General features: G+C 73.4%; 13 protein-coding genes, 2 tRNA genes, 1 other RNA gene and 1 pseudogene. 4 read left to right on the top strand and 13 right to left on the bottom strand.

Going from position 1 to position 14339, the window contains the following annotated elements; all coding sequences use genetic code 11:
• Window positions 1-7 precede the first annotated feature (7 nt).
• The 3 genes from ACVW2K_RS01960 (at window position 8) to ACVW2K_RS01970 (ending at window position 1760) form a co-directional block, all read left to right on the top strand.
• Window positions 8-934, top strand: a complete 927-nt coding sequence (locus tag ACVW2K_RS01960; protein ID WP_457201333.1) for a metallophosphoesterase — start codon at window positions 8-10, stop codon at window positions 932-934.
• 64 nt (window positions 935-998) lie between these two features.
• Window positions 999-1075 (top strand) — tRNA-Pro (locus ACVW2K_RS01965).
• A gap of 79 nt (window positions 1076-1154) precedes the next feature.
• On the top strand, window positions 1155-1760 hold the full coding sequence (locus ACVW2K_RS01970; RefSeq protein ID WP_457201334.1) for a hypothetical protein: 606 nt from the start codon (window positions 1155-1157) through the stop codon (window positions 1758-1760).
• Window positions 1761-1767: 7 nt separating this feature from the next.
• Here the strand turns inward: ACVW2K_RS01970 and ACVW2K_RS01975 are convergent.
• The 7 genes and pseudogenes from ACVW2K_RS01975 to ffs form a co-directional block, all read right to left on the bottom strand.
• Window positions 1768-2806, bottom strand: a pseudogene (locus ACVW2K_RS01975) (aspartate-semialdehyde dehydrogenase).
• Window positions 2803-4077 carry an aspartate kinase gene (locus tag ACVW2K_RS01980; protein WP_028638673.1) on the bottom strand — a complete coding sequence of 425 codons (1275 nt, stop codon included), beginning with the start codon at window positions 4075-4077 and terminating at the stop codon, window positions 2803-2805. Before ACVW2K_RS01980 ends, ACVW2K_RS01975 begins: the two are co-directional and overlap by 4 nt.
• Window positions 4078-4119: 42 nt before the next feature.
• On the bottom strand, window positions 4120-4713 hold the full coding sequence (locus tag ACVW2K_RS01985; RefSeq protein ID WP_457201335.1) for a DUF5063 domain-containing protein: 594 nt from the start codon (window positions 4711-4713) through the stop codon (window positions 4120-4122).
• Window positions 4706-5305: a recombination mediator RecR gene (gene recR / locus ACVW2K_RS01990; RefSeq protein ID WP_028638671.1), complete on the bottom strand. Its 600-nt coding sequence runs from the start codon at window positions 5303-5305 to the stop codon at window positions 4706-4708. The genes ACVW2K_RS01985 and recR overlap by 8 nt, the downstream gene beginning before the upstream one ends.
• Before the next feature lie 7 nt (window positions 5306-5312).
• On the bottom strand, window positions 5313-5687 hold the full coding sequence (locus ACVW2K_RS01995; RefSeq protein ID WP_028638670.1) for a YbaB/EbfC family nucleoid-associated protein: 375 nt from the start codon (window positions 5685-5687) through the stop codon (window positions 5313-5315).
• A gap of 16 nt (window positions 5688-5703) precedes the next feature.
• Window positions 5704-7644 (bottom strand): DNA polymerase III subunit gamma and tau, encoded by a 1941-nt coding sequence (locus ACVW2K_RS02000; RefSeq protein ID WP_457201336.1) that lies wholly within the window; start codon window positions 7642-7644, stop codon window positions 5704-5706.
• A gap of 68 nt (window positions 7645-7712) precedes the next feature.
• An RNA gene (ffs, locus tag ACVW2K_RS02005) (signal recognition particle sRNA small type) lies at window positions 7713-7803 on the bottom strand.
• A 90-nt stretch (window positions 7804-7893) separates the two neighbouring features.
• Between ffs and ACVW2K_RS02010 the strand changes: the two genes are divergently transcribed.
• Window positions 7894-7981 (top strand) — tRNA-Ser (locus ACVW2K_RS02010).
• Between the two features lie 78 nt (window positions 7982-8059).
• Here ACVW2K_RS02010 and ACVW2K_RS02015 read toward each other — a convergent pair.
• The 6 genes from ACVW2K_RS02015 to ACVW2K_RS02040 form a co-directional block, all read right to left on the bottom strand.
• Window positions 8060-9280, bottom strand: a complete 1221-nt coding sequence (locus tag ACVW2K_RS02015) for a S8 family serine peptidase (RefSeq protein WP_457201337.1) — start codon at window positions 9278-9280, stop codon at window positions 8060-8062.
• A complete protein-coding gene (locus ACVW2K_RS02020; protein ID WP_457201338.1) occupies window positions 9271-10686 on the bottom strand; it encodes a type VII secretion protein EccB in 1416 nt (471 codons plus the stop codon). The genes ACVW2K_RS02015 and ACVW2K_RS02020 overlap by 10 nt, the downstream gene beginning before the upstream one ends.
• A gap of 5 nt (window positions 10687-10691) precedes the next feature.
• Window positions 10692-12041, bottom strand: coding sequence for a type VII secretion integral membrane protein EccD (gene eccD / locus ACVW2K_RS02025; protein ID WP_457201339.1), 1350 nt, complete (start codon window positions 12039-12041; stop codon window positions 10692-10694).
• 81 nt (window positions 12042-12122) lie between these two features.
• The gene (locus tag ACVW2K_RS02030) at window positions 12123-12419 is read right to left on the bottom strand and encodes a WXG100 family type VII secretion target (RefSeq protein ID WP_028638665.1); all 297 of its coding nucleotides are present in this window, start codon (window positions 12417-12419) and stop codon (window positions 12123-12125) included.
• 42 nt (window positions 12420-12461) lie between these two features.
• Entirely contained in the window at window positions 12462-12674 is a 213-nt protein-coding gene (locus ACVW2K_RS02035; RefSeq protein WP_457201340.1) for a hypothetical protein, read from the bottom strand.
• Between the two features lie 235 nt (window positions 12675-12909).
• The gene (locus tag ACVW2K_RS02040; protein WP_457201341.1) at window positions 12910-14286 is read right to left on the bottom strand and encodes a hypothetical protein; all 1377 of its coding nucleotides are present in this window, start codon (window positions 14284-14286) and stop codon (window positions 12910-12912) included.
• Window positions 14287-14339 lie beyond the last annotated feature (53 nt).

Here is a 14339-nt window from a genome sequence, read left to right on the forward strand (position 1 = left end):
TGCCCGGGTGAGCTCCCTGGCCGTCGCCCGTCGCATCGCCCTCGGCGGCCTCGTCGCCGGTGCCGGTCTGACGGCGTACGCCGCGGCCGAGTCACGCGCCTACACGCTGCGCCGGGTGACCGTGCCGGTGCTGCCGGCGGGCAGTCCGTCGCTGCGGGTGCTGCACCTCAGCGACGTGCACATGACCCCCGGGCAGCGGCGCAAGCAGGCATGGCTCCGGGACCTGGCCGGGCTGCGCCCGGACCTGGTCGTGGACACCGGCGACAACCTCGCCCACCGGGACGCGGTGCCGGTGGTGCTGGAGTCGCTCGGCGAGCTGCTCCAGGCACCCGGCGCCTTCGTCCTCGGCTCGAACGACTACTACTCCCCGACGTTGCGCAACCCGGCGCGGTACCTGCTGCCCGACGACGGCAGGCGGCACACCGACGTCCCCCAGCTCCCCTGGCGCGAGCTGCGCAGCGCCTTCACCGACGCCGGCTGGACCGACCTCACCAACACCCGCACGACGCTCGAGGTCCGCGGCCTGCGGATCGCGTTCGCGGGCGTGGACGACCCGCACCTCGGCTACGACCGCCTCGAGGACGTCGCGGGACCGGCCGACCCGGACGCCGACGTCCGCCTCGGGATCGCGCACGCGCCGTACCTGCGGGTGCTGGACCGGTTCGCCGCCGACGGGTACGACGCGGTGCTGGCCGGGCACACCCACGGCGGCCAGGTGTGCCTGCCGCGCATCGGCGCGCTGACCACGAACTGCGACCTCGAGCCGGCGCGCGCGAAGGGCCTGCACCGGCACCCGGCGGCGTCGCGGCCCGGCGACGCCGGCTCCTCGTGGCTGCACGTGTCGGCCGGGCTCGGCACCAGCCCGTACGCCCGGATCCGCGTCGCGTGTCGCCCCGAGGCGACCCTCCTGACACTCGTCGACGCCACGGGCTGAACCGATTTCAGGAGGCCGGACGTGCTCGGGTATGGTTGCCCCCGGCTCGCTCCGGTGAGCCGATCGGGCTGTGGCGCAGCTTGGTAGCGCGCCTCGTTCGGGACGAGGAGGCCGCAGGTTCAAATCCTGTCAGCCCGACCATGTGCAGGGCCCGGATCCGCATCGCGGACCCGGGCCCTGTCCCGTTTCCGGAGGCGTCCTCCGTGGGAGACTGCCGGACATGGCGGACCCCGATAAGGACCAGCCGTCGCTGGAGCTGCCGAAGCTCAGCCTGCGGCGGCGCAAGCGTCCACCCGCGGAACCAGCACCCGCGCCGGAGCCGGTCCCGGTGCCGCCCGTCGAGGAGACCCGGCCGGTCGTCGTCGACGATCCGAGGCCGGAGCCGTACCCGGGGATCGAGCCCGCCCCGGAGCCCGAGCCCCGCCGCAAGGCACGACGGGAGCGCAAGCCCGGTGGTATGGCCGCCGCCGTGCTCACCGGCCTCGTGGTCGGCCTGGGCATCGTCGGCCTGACCTGGGCCTCGCTGCGCTCCTGCGAGCGCGTCCAGGGCACCTCGTCGTGCGGGGACGTCGGCTACCCCATGCTCGGCCTGATCCTCGTCGTCCTGGTGCTGGTGGGCTGGCTGCTGCTGAGGCTGCTGCGCGTGCCCGATCCGGCGAGCACCAGCTTCCTCGGCCTCGGCCTCGCGGTCGTGATCGCCCTGCTCGTGCTCGTCGACCACCTGCTGGACCGCTCCATGGTCGTGGTCGTGCCGCTGATCTGCGCGCTCACCTTCGGCGTCGCGCACTGGGTGACGCGCACCTTCGTCGAGCCACCCCGGGACTGACGGGCGCCTACCGCCCGGCCAGCAGCTCCGCGATCTGCACGGTGTTGAGAGCGGCGCCCTTGCGCAGGTTGTCGTTCGAGACGAACAGCGCGAGCCCGCGATCGCCGTCCTGGCGGACCCGACCGACGTACGACGGGTCCTTGCCCGCGGCGAGCAGCGGGTTCGGGATGTCGGTGACCTCCACCCCCGGGGCGTCTCCGAGCAGCTCGAGCGCGCGCGCCACCGAGAGCGGGCGCGCGAACTCGACGTTCAGCGACAGCGAGTGGCCGGTGAACACGGGGACCCGGACACAGGTGCCGGAGACCCGCAGGTCGGGGATGCCGAGGATCTTGCGGGACTCGTTGCGGAGCTTCTGCTCCTTCGTCGGTCTCGAACTGGCCGTCGTCGACGATCGAGCCCGCGAACGGGAGCACGTTGTAGGCGATGTTCCGCGCGTAGATGACCGGCTCGGGGAAGGCGACCGCCTCGCCGTCGTAGGCGAGCTCCCGCGCCTTGTCGCCGGCCGCAGCGACCTGGGTGGCCAGCTCCTCGACGCCGGCGACCCCGGAGCCCGACACGGCCTGGTAGGTCGAGGCGATCAGGCGGACCAGGCCCGCCTCGTCGTGCAGCGGCTTGAGCACCGGCATCGCGGCCATCGTGGTGCAGTTCGGGTTGGCGATGATGCCCCGGCCGGCATCGAGCACGGCCCGCGCGGCCTCCGGGTTGACCTCGGCGACCACCAGCGGGATCGCGGGGTCCTTGCGGAACGCGCTGGAGTTGTCCACCACGACCACGCCGGCGTCGACGAACCTCGGCACCAGGGCCCTGGAGGTGCTGGCGCCGGCGGAGAACAGCGCGACGTCCAGCCCGCTCGGGTCGGCGGTCGACGCGTCCTCGACGGTGATCTCCCGGCCCGCGAACGGCAGGACGGTGCCGGCAGACCTGGCGGAGGCGAAGAAGCGCACCTGGCCGACCGGGAATCCACGCTCCTCGAGGATCTGGCGCATCGCGACGCCGACCTGGCCGGTGGCGCCGACGACGCCGACGTCGAGGGTCCGGCCGCTCATCGCCCGGTCCCGCCGTACACGACCGCCTCGACCTCGGCGGCATCCAGGTCGAAGGCCGTGTGCGTCGCGCGGACCGCGTCGTCGACCTGCGCCTCGTCGACGATGACCGAGATCCGGATCTCGGAGGTAGAGATCATCTCGATGTTCACGCCCGCGGACGCCAGGGAGGCGAAGAACTTCGCGGTGATGCCCGGGTGCGACCTCATGCCGGCGCCGATCAGCGACACCTTCCCGATCTGGTCGTCGTACAGGAGCTTGTCGTAGCCGACCTCGTCCTGGATCCGCGCCAGTGCGCCCATGGCTGCCTGACCGTCGGCACGCGGCAGCGTGAACGAGATGTCGGTCAGCCCGGTGGCAGCGGCCGACACGTTCTGGACGACCATGTCGATGTTGACCTCGGTCGCGGCGAGCGCCTCGAAGATGCGGGCCGCCTCACCCACCTTGTCGGGCACCCCGACGACGGTGATCTTGGCCTCGCTCCGGTCGTGGGCGACGCCGGCGATGATCGCCTGCTCCATCTGGACCTCTCCTGCCTGGCTGTCCGGGATGACCCAGGTCCCCTCCTTGTGGGAGAACGAGGACCGCACGTGGATCGGGATGTCGTAACGGCGGGCGTACTCGACGCACCGCAGGTGCAGGATCTTCGCGCCGGAGGCCGCCATCTCCAGCATCTCCTCGGTCGCCACGCGGTCGAGCTTGCGCGCCGCCGGCACGATCCGCGGGTCGGCGGTGAAGACGCCGTCGACGTCGGTGTAGATCTCGCAGACCTCGGCGCCGAGGGCCGCGGCCAGCGCGACCGCGGTCGTGTCCGTGCCGCCGCGGCCGAGCGTGGTGATCTCCTTGGTGTCCTGGGAGACGCCCTGGAAGCCGGCGACGATCACGATGTGTCCCTCGGCGATCGCCGACTCGATCCGGCCGGGCGTCACGTCGATGATCTTGGCCCTGCCGTGCACCGAGTCGGTGATCACGCCGGCCTGGGAGCCGGTGAACGATCGGGCGCTGTAGCCCAGGTCGGAGATCGCCATCGCGACCAGCGCCATCGAGATCCGCTCGCCCGCGGTGAGCAGCATGTCGAGCTCGCGGGCGGGCGGCGCCGGGCTGACCGCCTGCGCCTTGTCGATGAGCTCATCGGTCGTGTCGCCCATCGCCGATACCGCGACGACCACGTCGTGGCCGGCCTTCTTGGCGTCCACGATCCGGCGGGCGACCCGCTTGATCGCGCTGGGGTCGGCGACCGACGATCCGCCGTACTTCTGGACGACAATGCCCACGGTTGGTCCCTACTGGATCGACGCTCCTGCCAGTCGTCGAGTCTACCGAGGGGGCGCGGCGTCTCCGTCGAGCATCTCATCGACGACCTCGAGGAGCTCGTCCTCGTCCGCGACCTCGGTGTCGAGGCGGTCGTGGGCGACGACGGACAGCAGCGCGTTGAGCGCGACGCCGGCCAGGTTGCCCCACGAGGAGACGTAGGAGAACTGCCACCACCACAGCGCCTCCTCGACGTTGCCGAGCCGGTAGTGGCGCAGGCCGTTCTCGAGGTCCGTGGCGATGCTGGTGAGGTCGTCGGAGAGCCGGCCGACGACGAGCTCCGGGACGTAGGGGTCGAACACGTAGGCGTAGGGGTCGACCGCGCCGAGCATGTCGGCCAGCCGGAGCCGCATCGCGTCCAGGTCGGCCTCCGGGCCGACGTCCGGCTGGTAGTCACCGATCGGCGTGAAGTCGCGCTGCGCCCCCAGCCGGGCGCCCGCGAGCAGCACCTGGCTGATCTCGAGCAGCAGCAGCGAGATGGCCCGCCCGCCGTCGTTCTCGCGCGCGATCTCCCGCAGCGCGACCAGGAAGCTCGCGACCTGGTCGGCGATCTGCTGCGCGAAGTCCTCGGTCTCGTTGTCGATCGTGGTCTCAGTCATCTGCGGATCGCCTCCCTGCGAACGCGCGGCCCAGCGTCACCTCGTCGGCGTACTCCAGGTCGCCACCTACCGGCAGTCCACTCGCCAGACGCGTCACGCGCAACCCGAGTGGCTTCAACATCCGCGTGAGGTACGTCGCGGTGGCCTCGCCCTCGAGGTTCGGGTCGGTGGCCAGGATGGTCTCGGTGATGGTGCCGTCGGACAGCCGGACCATCAGCTCGCGGATCCGCAGCTGGTCCGGCCCGATGCCGTCGATCGGCGAGATCGCGCCGCCGAGCACGTGGTAGCGACCCCGGAACTCCCGGGTCCGCTCGATCGCGACGACGTCCTTGTACTCCTCGACGACGCACAGCACCGACGGGTCGCGTCGCGGGTCGCGGCAGATGCGGCACTGCTCGTCCTCGGAGACGTTGAAGCAGATGCTGCAGAACTTGACCTTGGCCTTGACCTCGAGCAGCACGTCCGCGAGCCGGCGTACGTCGACCGGGTCGGACTGCAGCAGGTGGAACGCGATCCGCTGCGCGCTCTTGGGACCGACGCCCGGCAGCCTGCCGAGCTCGTCGATGAGGTCCTGGACGATTCCTTCGTACAAGGCGGTCCTAGAAGCCCAGCTGGCCGGGCATGCCGGGCAGCCCCTCTGCGCCACCGGCCAGCGGGCCGAGCGCCTCACCGGCGAGTGCGTCGGCCTGGGCCTTCGCGTCGCGGTACGCCGCCACGATCATGTCGCCGAGGTCCGCGAGGTCGTCGGGGTCGCTGCCGTCGAAGCCGCCCGCCCTGATCTCGACGCCGACCAGCTCGCCGACGCCGCTGACCTTCACGGTGACCGCGCCACCCGCGACGGTGCCGTCGACGACCGTGTCCGCCAGCCGCTCCTGCGCGGCCTGGAGCTGCTCCTGCATCTGCTGGGCCTGCTGGAGCAGGGCGTTCATGTCGAAGCCTCCGCCGCCGAGGGCCTCGAAGGGGTTCTGGCTCATGGGGTGGTCACACCTTTCACGGGTTGCGGATCTCCTCGATCACCTGGGCGCCGAGCTCGCGTTGGAGGAGCTCCGCCGTGCTCATGCCCTGGTGCTCGGCGTCGAGGTCGTCGGGGTGGGCGTCGGCGTCCGCCGCCGCCCAGTCGGGGCCGGCCTCGGCCTTCTGCTCGTCGGCCGTCCGGGTCTGCTGGATCGCGTCGCGGGCGGCCGCGCTCGCGTCGGGCGACGGCTGCTCCTTCACGGGTGCGGGCTGCGCGGCGGACTCCGCCTCCGGCTCGGGCACGGCGGACCGGGTGACCGTCGGCGTGCCCTCGGGCTGGGCGCCCGGGTCGACGATCGTCTCGATCTTCCAGGCGGCGCCGACCACGTCGATCGCGGCCTGGTGCAGCACCTCGTCGCAGCCGCCGCTCACGAACGAGTCGCGGGCGCCGGCGTTCGCGAAGCCGAGCGTGAGCGTGGTGGCGTCGACCGCGACGACCTGGCAGTTCTGGGTGAGGTGCATCCAGGCCAGCCGGCGGCGCATCTTGGTCGCGTCGACGATGTCGGGCCAGAGCCGGCGTACGTCGACCAGACTGAGGCTGCCCGCCGGCGCGGCGGGCTCCGGTTCGGGGGCGGGTGTGGGCTCCGGGGCGGGCTCAGGCTCGGGGTCGGGCGCCGGGACGGCTGCCTGCGCCGGCACCACGGGCTCGGGCTCCGGCTCCGGTGCGGGCGGCCGGGCCGGCGGCGGGGCCGGTCGGTCCTGCGCGGGCGGCGCCGGCGGCGTGGCGGCTGCGGGGGTCGGCGTACCAGTGATCGTCAGCCGCTTCTCGAGCCGGTCCAGCCGAGCGAGCACGCCGTCGGTGGCGTGGTCCGCTCCCGGCAGCAGGATCCGTGCGCACAGCAGCTCGAGCAGCATGCGGGGTGCGGTGGCACCGCGCATCTCGGTCAGGCCGGTGGCGGCGATGTCGGCGGCGCGGCTGAGCTCGGCGGCACCGAACCGGGCGGCCTGGGCGACGAGCCGCTCGCCCTGGTCCTCGGACACGTCGATCAGCCCGGTGGCGGGCGCGTCGGGGACGGCGGCGACGATGACCAGGTCGCGCAGCCGGCGCAGCAGGTCCTCGGTGAAGCGCCGCGGGTCCTGGCCGGTCTCGATCACCTTGTCGACGACCCCGAAGACGGCCGCGCCGTCACCGGCCGCGAACGCGTCCACGACCTCGTCCAGGAGGGTGTCCGGCGTGTAGCCGAGCAGGCCCGTCGCCAGCTCGTGCGTCACCCCGTCGGGACCGGCGCCGCCGAGCAGCTGGTCGAGCACGGAGAGGGTGTCGCGGGCCGAGCCGGCGCCGGCGCGCACGACCAGCGGCACCGCGGCCGGCTCGATCGCGACGCCCTCCTTCTCGCACAGCTCGGAGAGGTACGACGACAGCAGCCGCGGCGGGATCAGCCGGAACGGGTAGTGGTGCGTGCGGGACCGGATGGTCGGCAGCACCTTGTCGGGCTCGGTGGTGGCGAAGATGAACCGCAGGTGCGGGGGCGGCTCCTCGACGAGCTTGAGCAGGGCGTTGAAGCCCTGCGTGGTGACCATGTGGGCCTCGTCGATGATGTAGACCTTGTACTTGCTGCGCACCGGCGCGAAGAACGCCTTCTCGCGCAGGTCCCGCGCGTCGTCGACGCCACCGTGCGAGGCCGCGTCGATCTCGATCACGTCGATCGAGCCCGGCCCGCCGCGGGCCAGGTCGTGGCAGCTGTCGCACTCGCCGCAGGGGTCCGCGATCGGCGCCTGCTCGCAGTTCAGCGCGCGGGCCAGGATCCGGGCACTGGTGGTCTTGCCGCAGCCGCGCGGCCCCGAGAAGAGGTAGGCGTGGTTGACCCGGTTGTTCGCGAGCGCGGCGCGCAGCGGCGAGGTGACGTGGTCCTGGCCGATGACCTCGGCGAACGTCTCCGGCCGGTAGCGGCGGTACAGCGCGAGGGGTGACTCCACGCATGAACCCTAACCACCTGCTCCGACAGCCGGTAGCGCGGCAGCGGGTGGGCGTGGGCCGGACATGAAAAGGCCCCCCGCGCACCCGACAGAGCTCGCTTGCCCTTGCTGCCTTCCGGCCCTGGGGGAGTTGGGCGAGGTGCCGCCACACGGGGGGTTGCGGACGAGTGTAGGTGAGGCGCGTTCCACGCTCCAAAGCGGCGCCGGCCGATTTCGCGGCCCCGAAGCCGGACCGGTAGCCTCCTCCGCGGAGGTATCGCCTAGTGGCCTATGGCGCTCGCTTGGAAAGCGGGTTGGGTTAACGCCCTCGGGGGTTCGAATCCCCCTACCTCCGCCACTCACCCGGCGCCGCACGTGTCGTGCGGCGCCCGGCGACCGCCGGGCGGAGCTCGGCCACGCTGCCGGCGGACCTGGGCTACGGGCGCCTACGCGCGATGACCGGGCGCAGCAGCAGCGCCACCACCAGCACGCCGCCGCCGATCAGCCCCCACCAGACCGCGTCGTCGCGGGTGTCCGCGAGCAGGTCCGTCGCCGGCTGGGGCGCCGCGGCCGGGGCGGACTCCGGCTCCTCGGCGAGCGGCCGCTCGACCTTCCCCGACCGCGACGGGTCGAGCGGACGCGTGAGCGCCTCGTAGGGCTGCACCACGCCGGCGCCGATCAGCGGCGTGGGGTCGTCGGGGGTGCCGTTCGCGGTCTCGACCAGCCGGGCGACGAGCTGCTGGGCGGTGTCGTCCGGGTAGAGCTGCGCCACCAGCGCCAGCACGCCGCTCACCTCGGCGGCGGCCCAGGACGTCGCCGGCGGCTCGAGGACGCACGGCCGGTGGTCGAGGCCCACGGACACCGCGTCGTACGTCGGTACGGCGACCGTCGTGTGGCTGTTCTGCAGGACGTACTGCGTCACGTCGGTCCCGTCCGCGCCGTCGGCCGTCGAGGAGGCGCTGACGACGCCCGGGTAGCTGGTCGGGTACAGGACGCCGGCCGCGTCCTCGTCCGGCGAGGCCTGGTCGTCGGAGAACCGGTCGTCGAAGGCGTCGCCCTGCTGCGGCCGGTTGCCCGAGGCCGCGACCAGCACCACCCCGGCGGCGCGGACCCTGCGGACCGCGCGCTCCAGTCGGTCCGAGGGGTCGACCGCGAGCGAGACGTTCGCGACCTTGATGTTCAGGCGGCCGGCGTTCGCCGCGACCCAGTCCAGGCCGTCCGCGAGCGCATCGGGCTCGACCTGCGCGCCCCGGTCCCCGTCCTCGTCGTCGTAGACCCGCACGTCCACGACGTCCGCGTCCGGCGCGATGCCCAGCGGCCCCGCGATCAGCCCGGCCACGGCGGTGCCGTGGTAGTAGGTGACCGCGGTCCGCCCGGTGACCGTGTGGCGCTCCGCCACCGGGATCCTCGCGTCGTCGACGCCCGAGTCGAGCACCGCGACCCGGACCGGCCGGTCCTTCGGCGCGTCGTGGGCCACGAGCACCTGCGTCCGGTGGATCTCCAGCTGCCCGAACGGCGCGTTCTCCAGGGTGACGGTGCCGGGCGGGCTGGTGGCCTGCACCGAGGAGCAGAGCGGGTTGTCGTCGGCGACCGCGGGTGCCGCCACCAGCAGGCTGAGGCCGGTGGCCGCGCCGAGTACGACGACGGTCAGGCGCACGTCGAGTCCTTGTCGCTCGGCTCCTGGAGCGCCCGCTCCTGCGAGAGCTGCACGCCGCACCGGAACAGCTCGACCCAGCTGTCCGGCACGACCGGGGCCTCGACGCCGGCGTACCCCAGCTGCGTGGCGGCACCGGTCCCGACCAGCGGGTCGGCGCGGCCCTTCGCGTCGATGAGGTACGGCGTCGCGCCGGCGGCCTGGCCGGACCAGCCACCCGAGAGCACGTAGGCGCCGCGGCCCGGGTCGACGAGCGGGTCGGGCACTCCCTCGGGGACGTCGGCGGACACGGCCGAGTCCTCGCCGGGGTCGACCAGCTGCGCGACCGGTGCCTGGCCGTGGGCCGCGGTCAGCTGCACGCAGGGGTCGGTGCTGAGCGGCTCGGGGGGCTCGGCGGGCCAGCCCGTGTCGCGCAGGAACCCGTCGTCGCCGAACCCGACGCTGGGCGCCCGGTCGACGTCGACCACCTTCGCGAGCCGCTGGTCGGGGAGCACGATGTTGGCGTAGACGTAGGCCGCGAAGTCGGTGAGCGGGACCGGCCCGTCGTAGGCGACGAGGAGGCGGTCGCCGTCGCCGGTCTCCAGCAGGTCGCCGACGTTCGCGGCCGCCGCGTCACCGGGCAGCCGCTCCTCCGGGGCCTCGCCGAAGCGGTCGAGGTCGAACGAGCTCCAGTCCAGCGGCGCAGCGACCGGGAAGAGGGTCAGCCACTGGCGCGGCACGTGCACGGCGTTCGTGTGGTCGGGCATCTGCACCTGCGACAGCAGCACGTCGGTCTGGTCGATGCCCGGCGCCCTCTGCCGCGGGACCGGGAAGAGGTGGCCGCTGCCGTCCGCCCCGGTCGCGACGACGAACAGCTGTCCGTGGCTGGTGACCGTGACCCCCTGCCCGGTGGCCGCGGTGACGTCGGGCTGGTCGGCGACGCGTACGGCGATGCCGCGGTCGTCACCGGTGCAGGCGGTCCAGCCGCTGTTGATGAGGAGCGAGGCGGTCGGCACGCTCGCCGGCGCCCCGAAGATGCCGATGTCGTCGCCGATCCGCTGGTCGTCGATGGTGTCCTGGGAGATCAGCGTCGGCTCCGAGTCCTCGCCGAGGATCAGCTTCGCGGAGGTGGTGTTGATGACGGGCCGCAGCTCGTCCGGGTCGGACTCGAGGATGACGTACGCCGCGCCGGTCTCCTTGGAGATGACCAGCCCCGGCTGGTTCCAGTCGTCGGGGGTGCGGGGCGCGAAGACGCCGGCGATGGCGGCGCCGGCGGCGAGCAGGACGGCGAGCGCGATGCCGCCGACGATGGTCCGGCCGGGTCGCGCGGGCTCGACCTCCCGGCCGCCGGGAGCGCCGGAGACGAAGGCGGTGACCAGCCGGCGCCGGCTGAACGAGTACGCCTCGACCAGGTCCTTCTTCGTGGCCACGGACCTCAGCCCCGGATGGCGGCGAACACGCCGACCGCGATGACCAGGGTCGGCAGCAGGAGCAGCAGTGCCAGGGACTCGGCGACGTCGCCGAGCCGGCCGCGACGCACGGACGGTGCGCTCGGGAGCATGGTCACGGCGAGCAGCACGGCGCCGCTCGCGGCGAGCACGACCGCCACGGTCGGTCGCCAGTCCGGGTGCAGCCAGAGGGTCGAGACGCCGACCGAGAGCAGCCCGACGATGCCGGAGACCAGGCCGACGAGGACCTCGGAGCGGGTGCGGTACTGGCGGGTCCGCAGCATCACCACCAGGCAGCAGAGGACGCCCAGGACGGCGCCGGCGAGGCCGAGCGAGACGGCGAGCGGGGCGATCAGCGCGAGCAGGAGGCCGACGGTCCCCGAGACCGAGACCAGGATCTCGTGGGCCACCTTCGCGTCGGCACTCACCCGGTCCGGGTCGACCGGCCGGGGCTCGGCGGTGATGTCGGCGGTGCTGTAGAGCTGGTCGACCGACGTGCTGGTCGCGCCGAGTGCCAGCCACGGCAGCAGGCTCCCCGCGATCACCACGAGCACCAGCACGATGGTGAGGACCACGGCCGGGTCGAACTCCGCGGCCTGCATGACGAGTCCGGTGGCGAGGAAGATAGCGCCCACGACGACCGGCGGGATGACCAGGGCGCGACCCTCGCCGAGCCCGAGGAGGCACGCGAACCCGGCCACCATGGCACCGCCGCCCGCGACGGCGACCGGCGCCCCGAAGAACGGCTCGTCGGTCACCAGCATCAGCCCGGCGACCGCGGCGTACAACGACGCCATCCACGCGACGGCGACCGCCGCCTCGGCGTCGCGCTGCGCGCGGGACAGCACGATCGCGCCGGTGACGAGGGCCGCGGCGACCACCGCGGCGGCCACCCCGGCGAGCAGCGAGCCGCGCTGGATGAGCAGGGCGACGGCGCCGAGCGCCATCAGCAGGCCCGCGGCGGTGAGGGCGGTACGGCGACCGCTGGCCGGCTGCCACGGCGTGAGGTCGTGCTCGACCACGTCGGTCATCGCCTCGACGACGTCGTCGTACACGCGCGGCGGCCGGTCGTCGACGCGGGCGGCGACGGTGATCAGGCTGCCGTCCTCGACTCCCTGGAGGATCAGGCCGGCATCGGTCGCGAGCTGGCGGCCCTCGGCGGTGACGAGCCGGTAGCCGCCGTACACCGTGCCCGGGTCCAGGAGCCCGACGCTGCGAGCCAGCTCGGGCACGAGCTCGGCGACGGGCACGGCTCCGGGCAGGACCAGGTCGACCCGGCGGGTGCCGGATGCCACGGTCACCCGGATCAGCCCCGACTGCACCGGCGCCTGGGTCATGCCGTCCCCCTTCAGGTCGCGCTCCACCGATCACGAAAGGGGCCGGCGCCCGCGCGCCGACCCCCCGGATGCCTGGCTGCGTCAGATGTCGAACGACGCGGCGCCGCGCTGGTCGGCGGCCATGTACTCCTGGTTCGACTGCGAGACCGTGGTGCCCGTCTCCGCGAGGAGCGTCTTCATCTCCTGCATCGCGGCGTCCCACTTCGCCTTCGCGGTCTGGTACGCCTGCTGGGCGTTACCGGTCCAGTCGCTGCGCAGCGGCGCCAGCTCGGACTCCAGACGGTTGAGGCGGTCGTCGATCTGCTTGACGGTGCGGCCGAGGTCCTCGGCCGCCGTGTCCAGGCCCGCGTGGTTGACGCGAAGTCCGTCGAGGCTCATCTCTGTCACTCCTTATTCCCGAGTAGGTCGTGACGCTTCGCGTCAGCCGAGCCGGCCGGCGAAGCGGTTGTAGGACGAGGACTGGGTCTCGTCGGTGCTCATGTTGTCCCGCTCGGTGGACGTCAGCGACGCCTCGAACTCGTTGAGCGCGTTCGTGATCACGGTCTGCTTCTCGGTCCAGGCCTGGTGCAGCGCGAAGAACCGCGCTCCCGCCGGCTCCGGCCCACTTGCCCTGGAGGCCCTGGATCTGGCCATCGAGGGTGCGGCTCATCGAGTCGAAGTCGGACTTGGCATCCGCCACGAGCCCTGCGGCTCGGGTGAGTGTGCGTTCGCCCTGTCCCATCTCCGGTGCGCCTTGCGACATGTCGCCAACTCCTTCCCCCGTGGCGGCCTGTCGCCGCTCGAGAATCTCGTGTGCTGTATGGCGATCCGGCAAGGTGTCCTCCGAGCCGGACCACCTGCGATTACCCGGGGCCCTGTGACCTAAACCTCAAGAGCTCAGTTCCCACAGGCTCGCGATCTCCCACAGCTGGCGGAACCATCCGGTCGCGACGACCAGCGACGCGAGGGCGAACGCACCCGCCAGCCCTTCGGCCACCTCGGCCCTCCGCGACCACCACGCCGACCGCCAGCCGCGACCCACCGCGACCGCCACGACCACCATCAGGATCGCCAGCGCGATCGACCCGATCGCCATCCACAGCAGGGCGTTCGGCTCCAGCAGCCGCACCAGCAGGACGGCCAGCGCGACCCAGCAGCCGATGCCCGCGGCCCGCAGCTCGGCGCGGGCCGCGCGGTGGCGATAGCTCCGTCCCGCGAGCAGCAGCGCGGCACCGGCGAAGAAGACCATCAGCCGCGCGCCGACCCGGTCCACGGGCAACGTCGCGGTCGTCAGCAGCAGCGGCGCGGCGCCCAGGGCCAGCACCAGCACGGCGGCGGCCGCCGCGGTGACGACCCGCGTGGCCCGGCCCGCGACGACCGCGACGGCCCCGAGCGGGACGACCGAGCGTCCCCGCTTGCCCGGCGGCTGCGCGCGTGCGGACCACGCGGTGACCGCGAGCCGCTCGAGGTCGATGAGGTACTGGTCCGGGACGTCGACCGCCAGCCCGGGCACGAACCGGGCGGCCAGCACCGCGGCCATCAGCACCAGGGCCCAGGCGAGTCGGGGCGGGGCACCGGCCAGTGTGCAGAGGCCGGCGAGGAGGAACAGCCCGGCGCCGCCGACGATCCAGACGCGGAGCGCCTCCTCCGACCGCTCGTCCAGGGCGCGGCCGACGGCCGCCACCAGGGCGGCCGCGAGGCCGGCGACGCCGAGCAGCATCGGCAGCCGCACGGGCTGCGGGTCCCACAGCAGCGCGAACGCCGCGGCCGCGCCGAAGGCAGGGGCCGCGACCGCGCGGAGCTCCACGAGCCGGCCCACCGGCAGCACGCCGATCACCGCCCCCGCGACCAGGGTCAGCAGCGCCGCTGTACGCAGCCCGCCGTCGGACACCGTCGCACACCAGCCGGCGAGGCCGGCGGCCAGCGCGGCGACCAGGAACCAGAGGCCGGCCAGGCCCACGGCCGGATCGGTGCCGGCCGCGGAGCGGTGTGTCGCCGCGCGCCGGCTCGCCGGCCGCGGCGCTCCCGTCGTCGCCACCAGCAGGTCCCCGGTCGTGACACCCGCTCGGGACAGCGGCACGTCGCCTGCCAGCGGCGTACCGATGCGCGTGTGCAGGTCGGGGACGACGCCGGCGTGGGTCTGCTGGGCGTACTCCGCCGCCACGTCGGCCGCGACGGCGCCCGCCGGCACCACGAGGTCCACGACGCCCGCCGGGCCGTGCACCGTCACCGCGAGCAGGGCGGAGTTCGCGACGGTGTCGGCCACGCCGTCACCCTCCCCCCATTTCAGAGGCGTCAACCCCGCTTCCGAGGGGTAGG

This window comes from Nocardioides sp. HB32, from assembly GCF_054058995.1.

Coding starts and splice junctions, on each gene's coding strand:
- ACVW2K_RS01970 (WP_457201334.1), top strand. CDS start 1,155: ATGGCGGACCCCGATAAGGACCAGCCGTCGCTGGAGCTGCCGAAGCTC.
- ACVW2K_RS01985 (WP_457201335.1), bottom strand. CDS start 4,713: ATGACTGAGACCACGATCGACAACGAGACCGAGGACTTCGCGCAGCAG.
- ACVW2K_RS01995 (WP_028638670.1), bottom strand. CDS start 5,687: ATGAGCCAGAACCCCTTCGAGGCCCTCGGCGGCGGAGGCTTCGACATG.
- eccD (WP_457201339.1), bottom strand. CDS start 12,041: ATGACCCAGGCGCCGGTGCAGTCGGGGCTGATCCGGGTGACCGTGGCA.
- ACVW2K_RS02030 (WP_028638665.1), bottom strand. CDS start 12,419: ATGAGCCTCGACGGACTTCGCGTCAACCACGCGGGCCTGGACACGGCG.
- ACVW2K_RS02035 (WP_457201340.1), bottom strand. CDS start 12,674: ATGGCCAGATCCAGGGCCTCCAGGGCAAGTGGGCCGGAGCCGGCGGGA.